This is a genomic window from Bradyrhizobium sp. 132, from assembly GCF_023074185.1.
Lineage (GTDB): Bacteria > Pseudomonadota > Alphaproteobacteria > Rhizobiales > Xanthobacteraceae > Bradyrhizobium.
Map to the genome: position 1 here is coordinate 1 of NZ_JADPKY010000113.1, position 16,302 is coordinate 16,302.

At 58.3% G+C, this 16,302-nt stretch carries 12 protein-coding genes; 9 read left to right on the forward strand and 3 right to left on the reverse strand.

The genetic code is table 11. The features are described from left to right. The first annotated feature begins 1,663 nt into the window (after nt 1–1,663). Nucleotides 1,664–3,559 (forward strand): cyclic nucleotide-binding and patatin-like phospholipase domain-containing protein, encoded by a 1,896-nt coding sequence (locus IVA74_RS23915; RefSeq protein ID WP_247348719.1) that lies wholly within the window; start codon nt 1,664–1,666, stop codon nt 3,557–3,559. A 404-nt stretch (nt 3,560–3,963) separates the two neighbouring features. Continuing rightward, entirely contained in the window at nt 3,964–4,758 is a 795-nt protein-coding gene (locus IVA74_RS23920; RefSeq protein WP_247348721.1) for an outer membrane beta-barrel protein, read from the forward strand. 358 nt (nt 4,759–5,116) lie between these two features. Here IVA74_RS23920 and IVA74_RS23925 read toward each other — a convergent pair whose 3' ends face one another. Beyond that, the gene (locus IVA74_RS23925; RefSeq protein ID WP_247348723.1) at nt 5,117–6,115 is read right to left on the reverse strand and encodes an ABC transporter substrate-binding protein; all 999 of its coding nucleotides are present in this window, start codon (nt 6,113–6,115) and stop codon (nt 5,117–5,119) included. A 1,301-nt stretch (nt 6,116–7,416) separates the two neighbouring features. Here IVA74_RS23925 and IVA74_RS23930 point away from each other — a divergent pair. Beyond that, nucleotides 7,417–7,671: a hypothetical protein gene (locus IVA74_RS23930; RefSeq protein ID WP_247348725.1), complete on the forward strand. Its 255-nt coding sequence runs from the start codon at nt 7,417–7,419 to the stop codon at nt 7,669–7,671. 6 nt (nt 7,672–7,677) lie between these two features. Next, entirely contained in the window at nt 7,678–7,884 is a 207-nt protein-coding gene (locus IVA74_RS23935; RefSeq protein ID WP_247348727.1) for a GDCCVxC domain-containing (seleno)protein, read from the forward strand. Nucleotides 7,885–8,116: 232 nt separating this feature from the next. Here the strand turns inward: IVA74_RS23935 and IVA74_RS23940 are convergent, their stop codons facing one another. Continuing rightward, complete coding sequence (locus IVA74_RS23940; RefSeq protein WP_256467658.1) at nt 8,117–9,874, reverse strand: adenylate/guanylate cyclase domain-containing protein; 1,758 nt, start codon at nt 9,872–9,874, stop codon at nt 8,117–8,119. 477 nt (nt 9,875–10,351) lie between these two features. Between IVA74_RS23940 and IVA74_RS23945 the strand changes: the two genes are divergently transcribed. Both IVA74_RS23945 and IVA74_RS23950 read left to right on the forward strand, forming a co-directional pair. Beyond that, the gene (locus IVA74_RS23945) at nt 10,352–11,686 is read left to right on the forward strand and encodes an extracellular solute-binding protein (protein WP_247348729.1); all 1,335 of its coding nucleotides are present in this window, start codon (nt 10,352–10,354) and stop codon (nt 11,684–11,686) included. 255 nt (nt 11,687–11,941) lie between these two features. Next, on the forward strand, nt 11,942–12,217 hold the full coding sequence (locus IVA74_RS23950; RefSeq protein ID WP_247348731.1) for a hypothetical protein: 276 nt from the start codon (nt 11,942–11,944) through the stop codon (nt 12,215–12,217). Between the two features lie 322 nt (nt 12,218–12,539). On the opposite strand, the gene IVA74_RS23955 is transcribed toward IVA74_RS23950, so the two are convergent. After that, nucleotides 12,540–13,298 (reverse strand): ThuA domain-containing protein, encoded by a 759-nt coding sequence (locus IVA74_RS23955; RefSeq protein WP_247348732.1) that lies wholly within the window; start codon nt 13,296–13,298, stop codon nt 12,540–12,542. A gap of 340 nt (nt 13,299–13,638) precedes the next feature. Between IVA74_RS23955 and IVA74_RS23960 the strand changes: the two genes are divergently transcribed. The 3 genes from IVA74_RS23960 to IVA74_RS23970 all read left to right on the forward strand — a co-directional run bounded on the left by IVA74_RS23960 (nt 13,639) and on the right by IVA74_RS23970 (nt 16,254). Beyond that, the gene (locus tag IVA74_RS23960) at nt 13,639–14,058 is read left to right on the forward strand and encodes a CopG family transcriptional regulator (RefSeq protein WP_247348733.1); all 420 of its coding nucleotides are present in this window, start codon (nt 13,639–13,641) and stop codon (nt 14,056–14,058) included. 3 nt (nt 14,059–14,061) lie between these two features. Next, nucleotides 14,062–15,249, forward strand: coding sequence for a PHB depolymerase family esterase (locus IVA74_RS23965; RefSeq protein WP_247348734.1), 1,188 nt, complete (start codon nt 14,062–14,064; stop codon nt 15,247–15,249). Nucleotides 15,250–15,741: 492 nt separating this feature from the next. After that, nucleotides 15,742–16,254 (forward strand): Phasin protein, encoded by a 513-nt coding sequence (locus IVA74_RS23970; protein WP_247348736.1) that lies wholly within the window; start codon nt 15,742–15,744, stop codon nt 16,252–16,254. Nucleotides 16,255–16,302 lie beyond the last annotated feature (48 nt).

Here is a 16,302-nt window from a genome sequence, read left to right on the forward strand (position 1 = left end):
GGTCCATGCGGCGGTTTTGGAGGCTAGTCTAGATGGCCGGACAGCCCGCGAGATAGCCGCCGCTAATAGCTGAGGAAATACCAAGGTCGGCGAGCGCAAAGCCGTGGCAGCGCAGGATCTAGCCTTGGAGGCGCTGGCTGCGATGGAGAAAAAGCTCGCGGCCTAGCAATGAAACCATGGTCGCGCCTCATTTGAGACTGGAATCGCCGATCAACATCTCCCGCGCGCTAGAGCGGGGGAGACTGCGAGACGTGGCGAACCAGCGGCGACGTAACGTCTATGCTGCGCAGATATTGGTCGACGGCAGTTCTGTGCGGTGCAAGGTCCGCCATCTCACGGATTCCTCTGCAATCGTCCAAATCGATAGCGCGCCTTTCGTGCCCGCGGCTTTCGGCCTGCGCGTTCCAAGTGCTGGCTTGAATATTGATTGCTCGGTTGTATGGCGTGATGAGCGCCGTCTCGCTGTGAAGTTTCTGAACTGACCGCCAGTGTTTTGTAGACGCGCGTCCGAACGCGAACGCCGTGATATTCAGAAACAGCTCGGTGGGCGGGGAGCGCTGGGCGAATGGTACCGGTTCGAGTGGCGGAGTTGCACGTTGACGAGGCCGACAGCGCGCCGATGCTGAGCAAGCAAGCGGCGGCCCCGCGCAAAACTGGCCGACGTCGAGACCGCATTAGAAATTGTTCGGCGTCGTCTGGAGGATGCTAGGGGCGCGGCATCAGTGGCGGTGTGTGCGGCCGTGCCGCCCGAGGATGCGAAACGCGTCAAGGCGATGGTTGCTGCTGTGGAGACATTCAGACTGCGCGTGACGATACGATGCGATGGTCGATGATCTGGTCGCGAACGATGTTGCGTGGACGAGCTTGGCGCCGAAGGGGGAGGGGTGATTCAGGCTCTCAGAAGTTTCGCCCCGCGCGCCGGCCGTATATTGGCGGAGATTATCCCGCAGATATCCAGGTTATTTTTGCTAGCGACACTTCCAGAAAAATTCGCCGGCCGTACGGATTTCGAAGAGCTGGCCATTAGCATGCGGCGGCGAAAGCCGAGCCGCTGAAGAGGCCAGATATAAGCACCACGTCGAGGTTTCCATGAAGAAGAATACCCCCACTCGAGTCCCGCCTTGCCCGTGCAGATCGGCGCTCAGACCTTCGTCGGTTGCAACAATACGCTGCGCTACCGGTGACCTCGGCCTGGATGCCGGCGAACGATAACGAGATTGGCAACACCCAGGTTGATAGGATCGTGGAAATCCGTCGCCCAGGGAGCAGATCCGGATGGCTGCGAAGGATGCTATCCGTGTCCGTGGCACATACGCCCGATCACGTCACAGGAGCTGACGCTGCGGCCCTGATGTAGTCCCGGTCCGGCTAAGCGGCTGGCCGCCTGATGTCCGGACCGCCAACAGCGGCCGATGAGCCGATGGTCTCCGAGGTCGCAGATAGCAAGCAGACTCAAGCGCCGCAGCGAACCGAGGCGGTCTGTGAAAGTCGAAAGGCGCCCGAGGTTGCAGCGTCTTAGAGGCAGGATAGCTTCACAATCTATGTTGCGGTGCTTCTATAAATGCATTGCGAAGAGCTGGCGCGCTGACCCTTATATTCATTCTGGCAGACGAGGCGACCCGGCATTAACATGAGGGCCGTTCAGTCGAATTGGATGTCGCCAATGAATGAAGTGAGCGCGACATTTGCGTCGGGGAACGTGTCTGAGGACTTCGCTCTGTTCAGAACGCTCAGTCCGGAACAGCGGATGACGGCTCTGAACGCAATGGTTCGCCTCGATCTGGTGCGAGGAGAAAGGCTCGTTGCCCAAGGCGGCCTCTCGGACTCATTGTTTTTGGTGCTGCACGGTGCGCTAGCGGTGTGCCGAAATGGCGAGCTCGAACCTCTAGCCGAGCTCCGTGCCGGCGAATTGGTGGGCGAGATCGGCTTCTTTGCAAATGTCCCGCGCACTGCCAATGTAATTGCCATCCGCGACACCAGTGTGCTCGTGTTGACACGTGCAGCCTACCAGAAGCTTGCCAGGGACGCCCCTGCCATTGTTGAGGCAGTACTTGCGGCGCTCGCGCTCCGTTTTGGCAAGGAGACGGCGCGCCTCGCGCCGCTTCGCTCGTCGCCAAGGGCCAGAACGGTGGCCCTAATCGCAGGTGGACGCGAGCTGTTGCCTGGCGCCTTTGATCGTCGAATGCGCGATTCGCTCGCCGCCACTGATGCGGAGATCGTCGATGTGGCCCGCGTCAATTCCAAGTTTCCCGGGCAAGCCCCGGATGCGCCCGATGTCGCTGAATGGCTCAACAGACTAGAACACGCCGCGCCGCTGGTAGTTTACCTCGGAGATCACGATGCCAATGCCTGGACACGCAAGGCCATCCGCCAGGCCGACATGGTTGTGTTCGGGTGCCGTGGCGATGCGCCGGTGGGACCCTTAACAGAGGTCGAGACTTTTGCCTGCGAGGTTCACCCAAGGTCGGCGCGACGCCTCGTTCGCGTACATGATCGACGGAGCAGTCACGTCAGTGGAACCGCGGCCTGGCTTGCTCGGCTGCCCTCCTTCATGCATCACCATGTCGCGCTGGGGGATCAAGTTGATTTCGACAGTCTAGTCCGATTCCTGTCGGGTCGCGCGATTGGCTACGTCGCCGGCGGCGGCGGAAGCCTTGGATCGGCGCATGTGGGGGTCTACAAGGCCTTCCGCGAGCTTGGCGTGATATTCGATATCTTTATCGGCACCAGTGTCGGCTCTGCCATGGCGGCCGGATTCGCAAAGAACCTCGAAGCAGAGGATCTTGAGCGCGGCACGCACGATATTTTCGTTAGGAGTCGCAGCTTCCGGCGGCCAACCTGGCCACGTTACGCCTTGCTGGATCATAAGGCGTTCGATCGGGCGCTCGCCCGCCAATTCGGCCACGACTGCCGGATCGAGGATTGCTGGCGACCTTTCGCGGCAGTCGCGACCAATCTTTCGACCCATAATCTGGAATTGATCCGCTCAGGATCGCTGTGGCAGGCGGTGCGTGCCTCAAGCGCAATTCCCGGATTATTGCCGCCGTTCTACACGCCAGAAGGTGCGATGCTCGTCGATGGATGCTTGATCGACAATGTGCCGCTCGCACCGATGCATCAACTAAAGAGTGGCCCCAATCTGGTTGTGCATTTCGGCGAGCCGGCGGCTGAGCTGTTTGATGTCGCGTATGATGCGTTGCCCGGACGGCTCGAGCTGGTCGCGGCAATGCTGATGCCGTTTCGTAAGAAGCTGCTTCCCGCCGCGCCGAGTGCCGTCAACGTGCTGTGGCGAAGCCTCGTGGCGCATCAGCGCTACGACACGTTGCCGACGAGACCACTCGATCTGGTAATGCGCCCGCCCTGTCCGCTAGGGATCGATGTGACGGACTTCGACCGCCATACGGAGATTTTTCAGGCGTCTTACCTTTGGGCCCGACAAGCTATCGTGGCGCTGGAAGCAGAGGGCAACCCGGCAATGGCCGCCATCCTCGCTGCCGGAAGGCCAGCAACAATGCGAGGTTCCGTCGTCGAGCTCGCCAGTAATGCTCTGTCCAGCTGAGCTGCGGGTGCGTATCGCCGTCCGTCTCGCCGATTGGCCGCGCGTCGGGACCGGCCTAAGATATTGATCAGCGCCAATGTCCGGTCAGTGCAAAAGCGTGAGCCTAGCGCTCCACTGCAAACGTCCGGTCCAGCTCTCTGAGCCGAAATGGCAAAGGCTGCTTGGGCCACTTCCGGACTCATTCACGTCTTCGCACCTGCTTTGGAAGGTCAGAAGGCTTGCCCTATGGGCCGAATTTTAAAAACCAGGAGTTGCATTTAGGGCACGGATTCTCAAGGCCCTGATCGTCTATCGTTCGAGGTGGAATTCTAAATCATGCGTTGCTGCCGGAACAAACTCATAAATGGTCGCTGGTGCATTTATCGTTTCAGATAAATCAAAAGCGATGGAGATGGAGAAATGCCATGAAGAAATTTCTGGTGTGTATGGCTGGTCTAATAGCATTAGGCGTGGCAGCTCCCGCGTCGGCCGCTGACTTGGCTGCACGTCCCTACACCAAGGCGCCGCCCCCGATGATGGCTGCGATCTACGACTGGAGCGGCTTCTACATCGGTGCCAATGGCGGTTGGGGATCGAGCCACAAGTGCTGGGATATTACGAACTTCCCCGGTGCAACTGTCGTGCCTACCTTCCGTGAAGGTTGTCACGATGCGACCGGCGGAGTGGTAGGCGGTCAGATTGGTTACCGTTGGCAGAGCGCCGGTTGGGTGTTCGGTCTCGAAGCGCAGGGCGACTGGGCTGATTTGAAGGGATCTAATGTTAGCGGTTTCATTCCCGCCTGGACCAACAATTCCAAGATTGAAGCGTTCGGCCTGTTCACAGGCCAGGTCGGCTATGCCTGGAACAACGTCCTTTGGTATGTGAAGGGTGGAGCTGCCGTGACCGACGACAAATACCGAGGTACGGTGACTGCCACAGGCACGCTGTTTGATTCGGCGAGTGAAACACGCTGGGGTGGTGTCGTCGGAACGGGCCTCGAATTCGGATTCGCACCGAATTGGTCGGTTGCGGTCGAGTACGATCACCTGTTCATGGGTAATCATAGTCACAGCTTCACGTCCACAGGTGTTTTGGGTGCTGCTGTCATCCCGGTCGGCGGCGTATTCCGCACTGACGCTATTCGCCAAGATGTGGACCTCGTCACCGCTCGCATCAACTACCGCTTCAACTGGGGTGGTCAAGTCCTCGGTAAATATTGATCTTCCCGAAACCCGATAACTCAAGCCCCGGCATCGCCGGGGCTTTTTATATTTGCCTTGGCGGAATCATAGATCGTGCGGATGTCGCAGTTGGGTCATTCGCGTCGGTCCGCCCTGAGTCGAAAGCTTCCGGTGTCTCTCCGACACGGACATGTCATTGCGATGCGGCAACTTGCTAGGGCCCAACTGCAGACTCGTCCAGCGCAGAAGATCGTTATTCAATCACCTCGTTGGCGCCGCCGAGCAGCGTCGCAGGATATCGATGCCGAGCGCCTTGACCTTCGAGAACATCGGAATGCTACCGGTCTTCAACCCGGAGGTCTGCAATGGGTGGTCATGAGCGGACATCGCTGAGCGCTTAGCGTAGGTCTGCTTTAATCAACTCGTCAGCCCTCGCGACCAGATGCTGAGGAACAGATAGGCCAATATCTTTGGCAGCTTTGAGGTTGATGGCAAGATGGAATTCGCTCGGCGCTTCGACGGGCAAATCACTTGGCTTTGCGCCGTTGAGGATCTTCTGAACGAAATATGCGCCCCGGCGCCATATTCCATCAATTGTCGGACCATAGGCAAGCAGTCCGCCGATCTGCACCCATTCTCGATATTCATGGGCGTTCGGGATTTTGTTTTCTATTCCGAAGTCGACAATCCTCTTGCGATCAAAGACGAACATCGGATCGGTGACAGTAGTCATTGCATCAATCATCGTATCCCGCCTTTTGCGCAGGATTGAAGTAAACGCGAGCTCAAATTCCGGCGGTGAACGAACTTCAAACGGCTGCGCTTCAACTCCCAATTTTTCAAATGCCGAAGAAATACTGTTGAGATGATTGCTGGCGTAAGAGGGGAGCGGATTGTAAAGAACTGCCAACCGCGAGAGTTGTGGAACAATTTCTTTCAAGAACTCGACACGTTTGACATCGCGATCAGGCGAGAGATTGTCGATGCCCGTAAGGTTCCCGCCAGGATGTGAAAGAGACGAGTATAATTTGGCTTCAACGCCGCCGCGGCTCGAGAGCACGACAATGGGAATTGTCGCAGTAATCTTCTGCACCAAAAGTCCGGGGTAATTTCCCACAGCCACGATCACGTCCACATTCTGCCGGACGAGATCGGCAGCCATCTCGGGCAGAAGTTCCGAATGTCCTTTTGCCTCCCGCCATTCGATGGTGAGATTGTTGCCCTCCGAATAGCCGCGATTGCTTAATTCGCGAACGAAGCCGTTTACCCAAGGATAGCTGCTCAAATTAGCCGTCAGATATCCAATCCGGTAAATCTTTTTAGATTGCTGCGCCTGAGCGGCCAGCGGCCACACCGCAGCGCCGCTGAGTGCGGCTATGAACTCGCGCCGCTTCATGTCTGATGCCTCCGCAAAGCCTAGCTAGAGACAACCTATCACTCGCCGCAAACTAACACATTGGAACCGGGTGGCCATGACCTCTGCCACAGAATCTCGAGTAGGCTCGCCAGCCGCGGGATGTCCGGTGAATCTCCGTTCTTGCTCGCGCCAAACACCACCCCGATCCGATCAGCAATAGGACAAGGGTAATGCCGACAAACCCGAAATATTTGATCAACGGCATGGGTCGTCTCCCATTTGAGACGACCTTGAAACCGGAAATCTTAGTAGATCGCTAAAGATAGATTAAAAACGGAAACGTGGTTATCAGCGATGTTGCGATGCAGAAGCGAGCCGTTTGGCCGAGGAGAGCCCGAGCCTTCAGCGCGTTGAGAGGATTCGCTCTCTCAAAAGAGGCAGAAGTCGACGCCACCTCCGCTCCGCTCACTTGCAAACTAATGGCTTCGATATCGTACAAATGCGAACGTTGCGCTGCTTGCGTGCGCGGCTCCTGGAGCGAGCCTAATCAACCGAAGGCCGACTTCTTCCATAACTTGGATTTGCGATCGACCATCCATTGAGGACTACAATAGACAGGAAGTTAAGCGAAGGTCGGCATGAGCGGTCCAAGATCCGCGGAGGGCATTATGGCCAGCGGTCATGAGTACCGCACAGGAAGGCCGAACACATGGCTGCTTGCTGACCTTCGCTTACAGGCCCGCGATGTCTGCCTTCAGGAGATAAGCCGACCTCAGGTCAAGCAGGTGTCGAAGTCAGCCTTTGACCCAAAGCGGGACTCCAGCGCATCGAGCTGCCCTTTGGGGAGTAGCGAGATTTTCCCGCGGCTCACCAGGGGGGCAGCTGCTTCGCCAACGGTCATCGACCGCACTGAGCAGCGAACCCTGAGGCAGTGAGCCTGACGTATTAATCCGCTATTTACCGGTGGTAATCTTCTACTTTTACTACTCGCGCTGTTTGCTCTGACGCCATCCTGATAGTGCTTTTTTTGTGCTGGGGAGGACATTTATGCGAGGCTCTCGCGCAATCCTTTACGCCGAACGACTTAGCGAACTTACTTCTCAGCTCTCAGAGTTGGAAGATCTTCGAGTTCTGGTCGAAGAAGCTGAGCGAAGCGCCCGCGGTGTGCCTCTATTACGATTGACACATCCTCCGTCGCGCCGCGTTCGACGTCGTGAGCGGGTCGCTTTGTCTGTTCGCCTCCGTCGCTACGCGCCACTAAGGGGGAATGCAGGAGCTGTCAGCCCGCATGACAACGACAACCAAGTCGATTGGACTTTGCTGGAGCCATTCCCCGACGGATGGTGGGCTTCCTCCTAAAAACCTCTCCAAGCACTGACCTTGACGAAGAGATCGATCCCATGCACCACATCCAGAGTACGCATATTGCCGCGATATTAAAACTGACCGCCCAGCAGCTTGAAGCACTTCGCATCCCCCCAGAGATCCAAAAGGAATATTCCGAAATCCTCGTTTTGAGAGAGAAGATAAAACTGGCGACCGATCGGAAGAAGGCTCGCCGGCAATTCCTTGCTCGGTGCCTGCCACGCGCCTGAAGGTAAATGATCCTGAACTCCACGATCACGTGTCCCAAGTGCGGTCACGCTGCTGCCGAGGTCATGCCGACCGACGCTTGCCAGTTCTTCTATGACTGCAAAGGCTGCGGCGAGCGCCTGAAGCCGCTCGCTGGCGACTGCTGCGTGTTCTGTTCCTTCGGCACCGTTCCCTGTCCGCCGGTTCAAGAGAACGGCAAGGGCTGCTGTAGCTAGCTGCCCTGAAGGGAGTGAACTTCACCCGTTCCTTGCGCGATGAGGCTTGAGCAAGGAGCTACTCGTTGGCATTCCCGCTTGTGGCCCATCGCTTCCATTGACGCGGCGTCGGTGCATGTCCGCTCAAGAGGGCAGACCGGAAGTTTGCAGCCGGGCGCCAGTTCGGCGGCTTGTGACCCGTTTCGGACGTGCGCCTATCGGGGCCGTTTCGTTCGCAGTCGAGGCAGCAACGTCATTCCGGAAGGCCTGCTTTGCGAAGACCCTTGGCGAACATGGCGAAGTCCTCTGCTCGGCGGAATGGCGCTAGATCTCTGAGAGTGGAGGCTCGCAAGTCAGGGTTAAGTTCGAGCGCCCGTGCTATGGCTTTCTGTGCTGGCTCAAGCTGTCCGGCAAGCGCCTTGCTGGCAGCGGAAATGCAGATCGTCAGCAGAAATTTGGGATGGTCGCGCATTGCCTGTTCGGCGCATAACGATGCCACGTCACATCGGCTCGCGAGAAAATGAGCATATGCCATGGCTCCCTGCATGCCATACATGGACGGATCGAGCGGACTCAGGCGCATGGCACGCGCAACATGCTCAAGTGCCAGGTCCGACTCACCTCTCCAAACTCTCAGCCAGGCACTAAGCGTCCAAGCTTCGGCTAAGTTGGGACTGACCGCCAGTCCCCGATCCATGAGCGCCGCGGCGTCGTCGAACTCCTGGGCTACAAAGGCGAGTGCATACCCACCCCTAGACAGCGCGACAGGGTCATCTCCACCGAGATGCACGGCTTTCCGGGCCAGCCGCGTAGCTTCGGCACTCTCTTGCTCAGGCTCGATCATCCAGCCACGCGCCTTGCGCTGCACGTAGCACCACGCGGCCATGCCATAGGCGCACGCCAAGCCACGGTCGAGCTCGATCGCCCTGCAAAACAGCGCAAGCGCCTCGCGGTTCGCTTCCATTGTCGTGCGGCGAAGTTTCACCAGTCCGCGCAGGTAATAGTCGTACGCAGTCAGATTTTCGGTTGGTTTGCGGTTGGCACGTCTGATCTCCTCAACCTGCAGCTTCGGGGCGATAGCGCTAATGACGCTGGCGGTTACATGGTCCTGTAGATCGAACATATCTTCGAGCGCACCCTCGAAACGGTCCGTCCAGAGATGTGCTCCATTTTCGGCATCGATCAGCTGACCGGCGATACGAATGCGGTTTCCAGCTTTGCGTACGCTGCCTTCCAGCACGTAGCGCACTCCTAGCTCCCTTCCGACCTGCTTCACGTCCACATGCCGGCCTTTGTACGTGAAACTCGAATTGCGCGCGATCACAAACAGCCAACGAAGGGCAGAGAGCGCCATCGTGATATCCTCCACGACGCCATCTGCGAAATACTCCTGCTCTGGATCTGCACTCAGGTTCTGGAAAGATAGTACGGCAATCGAGGGTCTGTCAGGGAGCGCCAACGTGGGCCTTTGGTTTGCTGCCGCAAGATCTCTCACTCTGAAAACGCGGACCGGACGTCCAATGTTCTTGAGGTTCTGCTCGCCGGCATCATCAAACACAACATCAAGTTTATCGCGGAGTTGTCGGTGGGCATCATCCGACACACAAATGCCACCGGGCTCCGCAATCGCTTCGAGACGCGCTGCTACGTTGACACCGTCGCCGAATATGTCCCCATTATCCTGGATAACATCGCCAACATTGATACCGATCCGGAACTCAATTCGATTGTTCGCTGGTACGTCCGAATTGCGTTCCGCCATGCCACGCTGAACATCGATCGCACAGCGCATTGCGTCCACAACGCTATTGAACTCGGCCAAAAGGCCATCGCCGGTGTTCTTGACGATGTGCCCGCGATAGGCGGCAATCGTTGGATCAATCAAGACCCGCAAATGCTCCCTCAGCCGGACGTGGGTGCCTTCCTCGTCCATGCCCGTTAAACGACTATAACCGGCGACATCGGCCGCGAATATGGCTGTTAGCCGTCGCAAGAGGTGTTCGCGGCTCAAGGGATTCTCCCGCCGTGAAGCGTCACCGGTCTGAACCGGCACCTTTTGAAATGTTAGCGAGAATCGGCGTCAAATGCCACAGCCATCAACAAGGTTAGCTCAGAGGCGACGAGCTGATCGAGAGAGGCGGGCGACGTCCGCTCCTGGCCCATCGGCGAAAGTGGCGGCATCCCTCCGCGAGGTTCACTCACTGAGGCATAGCGGACGAGAATTGCTCAGTTTGATTTCTTTCGCCTTGTGACCCGAAGCCGACGTCCTGCCTACCGCTATTCAAACTCCCCGTTGTCAGCATACCTAAGGGCAGTGCCGCTGCCGTTTGAGGTTGCTTGCCCCAAAACGATTTCACGTGTTGAATTGGCTTACGAACACGCTGCCTCTTCGCCAACTGTCAAGCGACGTAGGCTTCCAGCTTGAACAGCGCTCGCTCCAGGGCATCGTGACCAAGGAGGCCAACGGTCAGCTGAGCAGGAGAAGCAAATGTCCAAGCTCTCGCGACGGGAATTGGTTGGAGGTACGGTCGCTGCATCTGTGGCGCTCATGACCGCGCCCTATGTGCGCGGCGCTTATGCGGGCGGGAAACTGACTGTAGGTTTCTGGGATCACTGGGTGCCCGGCGCGAATAAGACCGCGACCGAAGTCGTGGGCGAATGGGCAGAGAGAGAAAAGGTCGACGTTCAGATCGACTATATCACGAGCCAGGGCAACAAGCTGCTCCTGACCGGGCAAGCTGAAGCCCAAGCGAAAGTCGGCCACGACATCCTGCGCCTAGGGACATGGCAGCCGCACGCTTTAGCAGAGTTGCTCGAGCCAGTGGACGATGTGATGGGGCCGGTTCTCGAACAGAACGGCGAAGTCAACGAAACAGTCAGATATCTCGGCCAAGCTAACGGCAAGTGGATCGGCGTGCCAGCCTGCCAAGGTAGCCAACTCCAGCCTCCCTGCTCGCGCATAGACCTGATGAAGGAGCACGCCAAAATCGACGTGCAGGCGATGTATCCAGCGGGCTCAGCGCCAAGGGCCGAAGATTGGACGATGGATACGTTTCTGAAGGCGGCGGAAGCGTGCCACAAGGCCGGTTTCCCGTTCGGGATTGGACTGGGTGACACGAACGACAGCGTGTCTTCCGCCGGAGCTATATTCCAGTCATTCGGTGCGAATCTTGTTGACGCTTCTAGTCAAATCACCGTCAGGACGGATGAGGTACGGCAGGCGCTGGAATTCTACAAGAGGCTGCTTGCTTTCCTTCCGCCAAACGTTGGGGCATGGGACGATGCATCCAACAACAAATGGCTGATCGCCGGAAAAGGGACGCTCATCTGCAATCCGCCGAGCGCGTGGGCTGTTGCGAAGCGCGACGCCCCGCGATTGGCCGAACAATTGTGGACCCATGGCATGCCGGCGGGTCCAAAGGGTCGCTTCGCACCCTATCTTCCTGCCTTCTATACGATGTGGTCGTTTTCGAAGAACAAGGAAGCAGCGAAAAGCCTGATTGCGCATTTGTCGTTGCCATCCTCGATCGAGAGGCTTGTGGTCGCCAGTACGGGTTTTGATCTACCAGCTTACCAGAAGCTGACAGCACTGTCCGTATGGGCGGAAGCAGGACCCCCGAAGGGGACGCTTTATCACTATGCGAATCCGTTCGACCATCAGAAGCTGTCAGTTGCGGGATGGCCGGCCCCGCCAAAAATCGCGGAGCAGATCTATACGCGGGCGACAATGACCAAGCTAGCGTTGCGCTATGCGCGCGGCGAGAAGATGGAAACGGCGCTCGCCTGGGCTGAAGGCGAGTGCGAAGGCTTTATGCGAAGCTGATAGTAGGCGCCGCTGGCAGACACTCCCTTTCTCTGCTTTCGGAGATACAGATTGCTCAGCGGGGGCCATTCGTGGCGATGGACGTGAACTAGCGCGCCTGAATTGTTACGGTGGCGGACTAGATTTGCTCATGCGAGTTCTTCGCATTTTGAGCCATTGCTTAGCTGCCCTAAAAGGATGAGAACATCATAGTTGATGTTCAAAAGTGTGAGGATATTCTGACCGAGTGATTAGCCGTTCTGGGCAGCTGGAAACATGCGCAAGACAGTGCACCTGCACGACTGGGCTTGGAAAGTTGCGGCAGACACCTACCGGCTGAACTTATTCAGTCAGCTCACTGGGCGAACAACTCCAAAGGAGCAATCGGTCAGCGATGATCAACTCACCGACGCCATAAGACAAAGCTTCACGCAGGTGAGCGATGCACGCTTCCGAGAGATGATCGAACTATCAACCGACGCTGCCCTTGAGGCATACGACAGGGTTGTAACCGCTACTACCAAGCTATCGCGCTCCCGGCGCTCCAACTGATTGCCTCGCTGGCGGTGCTGGATAGCGGATGGAAAGCCAGGACTTAAAATTGATCGCAGCGGCGTGCTCGCTAACGTCGGCTCTTGGCCCATCGCTTCCGTTCGCGGGGTGTCGTTGCATGTCCGCTCGCAGGGGTAGACCAGAAGTTTGCAGCCTGGCCTCAGTTCGGCGGCTTGTGACCCTAAGCCGGCCAATTGGGGGCATAGGCGCGTAGGCTGCTTTTTGACCCGGAGCGGAAGTCGCAGACCAAGACGTCCGAACCTCTGGCACGGACACCAGCCTACGAATCCGGCGGTAGCGCAAATGCGAAGTGCCGCGGCGTCTACGAGGGCGACCTTCGCACAGACCAGAGGATAGCGTTCGTGAGGATTCGCTGGTAGCGGCCGTCCTGCCAAACTGACGGCTCGTGGCCTAGCGCCGAATAGAATACTCGTCCCTCGCCATAGAATCGGGTCCAGGTGAGAGGCCAGCCATAGAATCGTTGATGTACGCCGGCCTTGCCAAGGTCCACCGAGCTTGGGTCGAGGCGCAGGAGCACGCGTGATCCACGATAATCGAAGTCGCTGATTTGGTAGATCTCGTCCTCGACTTGCAACGAATTCCCGAGAAAAGCCACCAGGGGATCGCCAGGATCAACCACCTCGATCTTCACGGCCTGATGCCAAGGATGACCATTAAAGTAGCCGCCGACCAGATCGAGATAGTCTGGCCAAGTGTAGAATGTGTCCGTCGCCGAATGAACACCGAGGAACCCGCGGCCCGAGCGTACAAAGTTCAGAAGAGCTCTCTTTTGCGCGTCGCTCATCGGAAGTTCTCCGGTTGTGTAGAACATCACCGCTGCGTAGCGCTCGAGGTTTTCGGTAGAAAATGCCGACGTATCTTCCGTTGCAGTGACTTCAAAGCCACCCGAATTGCTTCCGAGCTGGGTCAGGATTGCCTTAGAAAGCGGTATGACATCATGCCGGTAGCCAGCGGAGTATGTGAAATAGAGGATGCGCTCTGGCGGACGCTCCGCATGCGCGCCGAGTGGTCGGATTGCCGCCGCGCCGCCGAGGAGTGCGATGAAGTCACGTCGCCTCACAATCGCCTCCGCCAAAACCAACCATGTGTTGAAGAACGCTAGCACAGATTACCCCAGCGCCGGCCCTGGCCATCGCTCTTTGGCTGGCGCTCGACGGCGCGGCGACCGCTCTCGACGTGACGGCGCGCCTGCGCGAACTGCTCGACGGTCATCGGATGCATTCCCAGTGGCCATGGAGCGCAAGCGGCGTGCTCGCCGGATGGACGCCAAGATCCAAACGGGTGACGCTCCCATTCTCAGATCTGGCGCTCTTGGGCGCGGGTCTCTCCGGCTCGATCCTTGAAAGTTGCCCGGGACGATCTAGATAACATCCATACGCCATCCACACGGATGTTAGCCTATGGTTGAGAATGTGCATGAGCTGCGTCCCAAGGCTTCCGACACCGAGAAGATCACGATCAACCTTGGCTATGTCGACCTCGGTCACGTCGATCTCATGGTGCAGGAGGGGTTCTATTCCAATCGGACCGATTTCATTCGGACCGCCATCCGGAACCAGCTCGAACGTCATGCAGACGTCGTGAGGCAATCCACGGCCCGGAAGAGCCTGGACCTCGGTCTGCGCAGTTACACCCGCGAGGATCTCGAAACGGCGCGGCGCGCCGGCGAGATGCTGCAGATCAACGTTTTGGGCTTAGCCACCATCGCCCAGGACGTCACTCCCGAGTTGGCTCGCGCCACAATCGCGTCGGTCTCGGTGCTGGGGGCCCTTCACGCCACTCCCGCGGTCAAGGCCGCTCTCGCCGACAGAACGAGGTGAACGATGCTGAATCAAGACATAGTCCGCGAAGCAACCCGCCTCACGCGCGCCGGCCAACTGGTCGAGGCCACCGCGCTCCTGCAGCGCATGCTCGAGGGCGGTAGCGCTCCAAGAGCGGAGTCTCACAGCGCCTCTCAGGCTCGGCTCCCGCGGCTCGATCCGCTTACCATCGACGCCACGGCCAACGAAGTCGAGGAGCGGGAAGCTCCGCAGATATTCCCGGCCCGCTCTGCTCGACGCAGACGCTCCTTACCGCTCGACGGCATGCGGGATTTTTCACGGCTCGGCCTGCGAAGTCCGATCACGCGCGCTCCTCTGTCCCCATCGCACATCGTGCCCGAGGGCACACGGTTTATCGCCGGTGCCTTCAGTAACGCCGCGGGAAGCCGGACTTACAAGCTGTTCATCCCAAGCCGCTGTCAGGGACAACCGCTTCCCCTGATCGTCATGCTTCATGGCTGCACCCAGTCGCCGGACGATTTCGCGGCCGGCACCCGGATGAACTTTCTGGCGGAAGAGCAGAATTGCTTCGTGGTCTATCCTGAGCAGCCGAGCGGAGCCAACCAGTCGAAGTGCTGGAACTGGTTTCGCACCGGCGACCAGCGCCGCGGCGGGGGCGAGCCCTCGATGATCGTCGGCATTACCCGCCAGATCATGCGCGACCATGCGATCGATCCGAAACGCGTATACGTGGCGGGTCTGTCCGCCGGCGGGGCCGCCGCCGCCATCATGGGCGCAACGTATAGCGACCTGTACGCGGCCGTCGGAATTCATTCAGGCCTCGCGTGCGGGGCCGCGAGCGATCTTCCCTCCGCGTTCGTCGCCATGCGGCAGGGAGGCGGCTTCAAGGCAATTGCGGATAGCAAAATTTCTGTGCCAACCATCGTTTTCCATGGCGATCGCGACACTACGGTGCATCCAAAGAATGGCGATCAGATTATTGAGCAGTCCGCCAAGGCAACGAGGCCGACGACAAAGGTACTTCGCGGACGCGTACCCCACGGGCATGCCTATACTCGCACCGTCCTGATCGACGGCGCCGGTCGGGCGATCTCCGAACACTGGACCATCAATGGCGCCGGACACGCGTGGTCAGGCGGCAGCCCCGTCGGGTCCTACACTGATCCGCAAGGGCCGGATGCGGCGAGGGAGATGCTGCGCTTCTTCCTCGAGCATTCCCTCGGTGGGTAGTCTGGCTTCACAGGGCGCTCCGGTTGTCCTCGAGCACGTCGCCGAGCTTCCGGATCAGCTTGGCGTCGCCGAAACCGGCCTCTATCCGCCAGCGCGGGGCGCGACGGGCGAGAAACAGGTCGCATCGATCACCGGGAGTTTGGGATCATCCTCTCGGCAACGTTCGGCGATCAGCCATCCGTCGATGCCTCCGGGCAGCTTGACGTCCGTGATGAGAACGTCGGCGATAAAGCGGTCTTTGGAGAGCCCAACACGCGGAGGGCTGATTGTTCTCAGACTGACGCCGTTGAGCATAGTCTGGAAGATTGCCAGCCAGACGGTTGTTGGTTGGAGTTGCTACCTAAAATCATCGTCGACATCGCAGAACGCGCGATTGATCTCAGTTCATGCGGGACTCCAACAATGCACGGGTTTGGAACGCCACGTCACAAAGCCTGTTGTCCTTTCAGAAATGACCGTTGTGGTCGCACCCCGATTTTCTTGGAGCGTCAGATGAGCAAACGCAAACCGGCGACAGCGCCGAAGCGCGCCCGCAAGCCGAAAATGGCTGCGCGGGCCCAACGGAACAAGCAGGCCATTGTTCGAAGCCCGAAAGAGGATTTACTTCGTTCTGCTGCGGCAGTCTCGATTGAACCGCCTCTTGGGCCTCATGATGACCCTAAACACGAGGTTCCTCTCATTGAGCCTCGGGTGGATACCGTACCAGATGACCTCAGTCAGAGAATGACGGACAGCGATCCAACGAAAGGCTTTGCTTTAGCGACGCCAAACATGCAGGCGTATCAAGCGAAGCTTCTTGAGATAGCCGTGGCTAACGCGCAATTTGCTTTTGAATTCGGCCTCAGACTTGCGACGATCAGGTCACCAACTGAATTTTTCGGCGTCATTACGGAGTTTACAGAAAGACGGGTCGGTATGTTCGGGCAGCATTCGAAAGAACTGGCGGCACATCCGTTCTGGCGCATCAATCCGCCCCGAGAGCTCACGGCTCTGCCGGGACGATAACTGCAAGCTGTACCGCGGCAAAGGATGGACGCAAATGCGGATCACGCA

What these genes read in the sequence shown, in the direction of transcription:
- IVA74_RS23915 (WP_247348719.1), top strand. Translation starts at nt 1,664, where the DNA reads ATGAATGAAGTGAGCGCGACATTTGCGTCGGGGAACGTGTCTGAGGAC.
- IVA74_RS23920 (WP_247348721.1), top strand. Translation starts at nt 3,964, where the DNA reads ATGAAGAAATTTCTGGTGTGTATGGCTGGTCTAATAGCATTAGGCGTG.
- IVA74_RS23925 (WP_247348723.1), bottom strand. Translation starts at nt 6,115, where the DNA reads ATGAAGCGGCGCGAGTTCATAGCCGCACTCAGCGGCGCTGCGGTGTGG.
- IVA74_RS23930 (WP_247348725.1), top strand. Translation starts at nt 7,417, where the DNA reads ATGGTGGGCTTCCTCCTAAAAACCTCTCCAAGCACTGACCTTGACGAA.
- IVA74_RS23935 (WP_247348727.1), top strand. Translation starts at nt 7,678, where the DNA reads ATGATCCTGAACTCCACGATCACGTGTCCCAAGTGCGGTCACGCTGCT.
- IVA74_RS23945 (WP_247348729.1), top strand. Translation starts at nt 10,352, where the DNA reads ATGTCCAAGCTCTCGCGACGGGAATTGGTTGGAGGTACGGTCGCTGCA.
- IVA74_RS23950 (WP_247348731.1), top strand. Translation starts at nt 11,942, where the DNA reads ATGCGCAAGACAGTGCACCTGCACGACTGGGCTTGGAAAGTTGCGGCA.
- IVA74_RS23960 (WP_247348733.1), top strand. Translation starts at nt 13,639, where the DNA reads ATGGTTGAGAATGTGCATGAGCTGCGTCCCAAGGCTTCCGACACCGAG.
- IVA74_RS23965 (WP_247348734.1), top strand. Translation starts at nt 14,062, where the DNA reads ATGCTGAATCAAGACATAGTCCGCGAAGCAACCCGCCTCACGCGCGCC.
- IVA74_RS23970 (WP_247348736.1), top strand. Translation starts at nt 15,742, where the DNA reads ATGAGCAAACGCAAACCGGCGACAGCGCCGAAGCGCGCCCGCAAGCCG.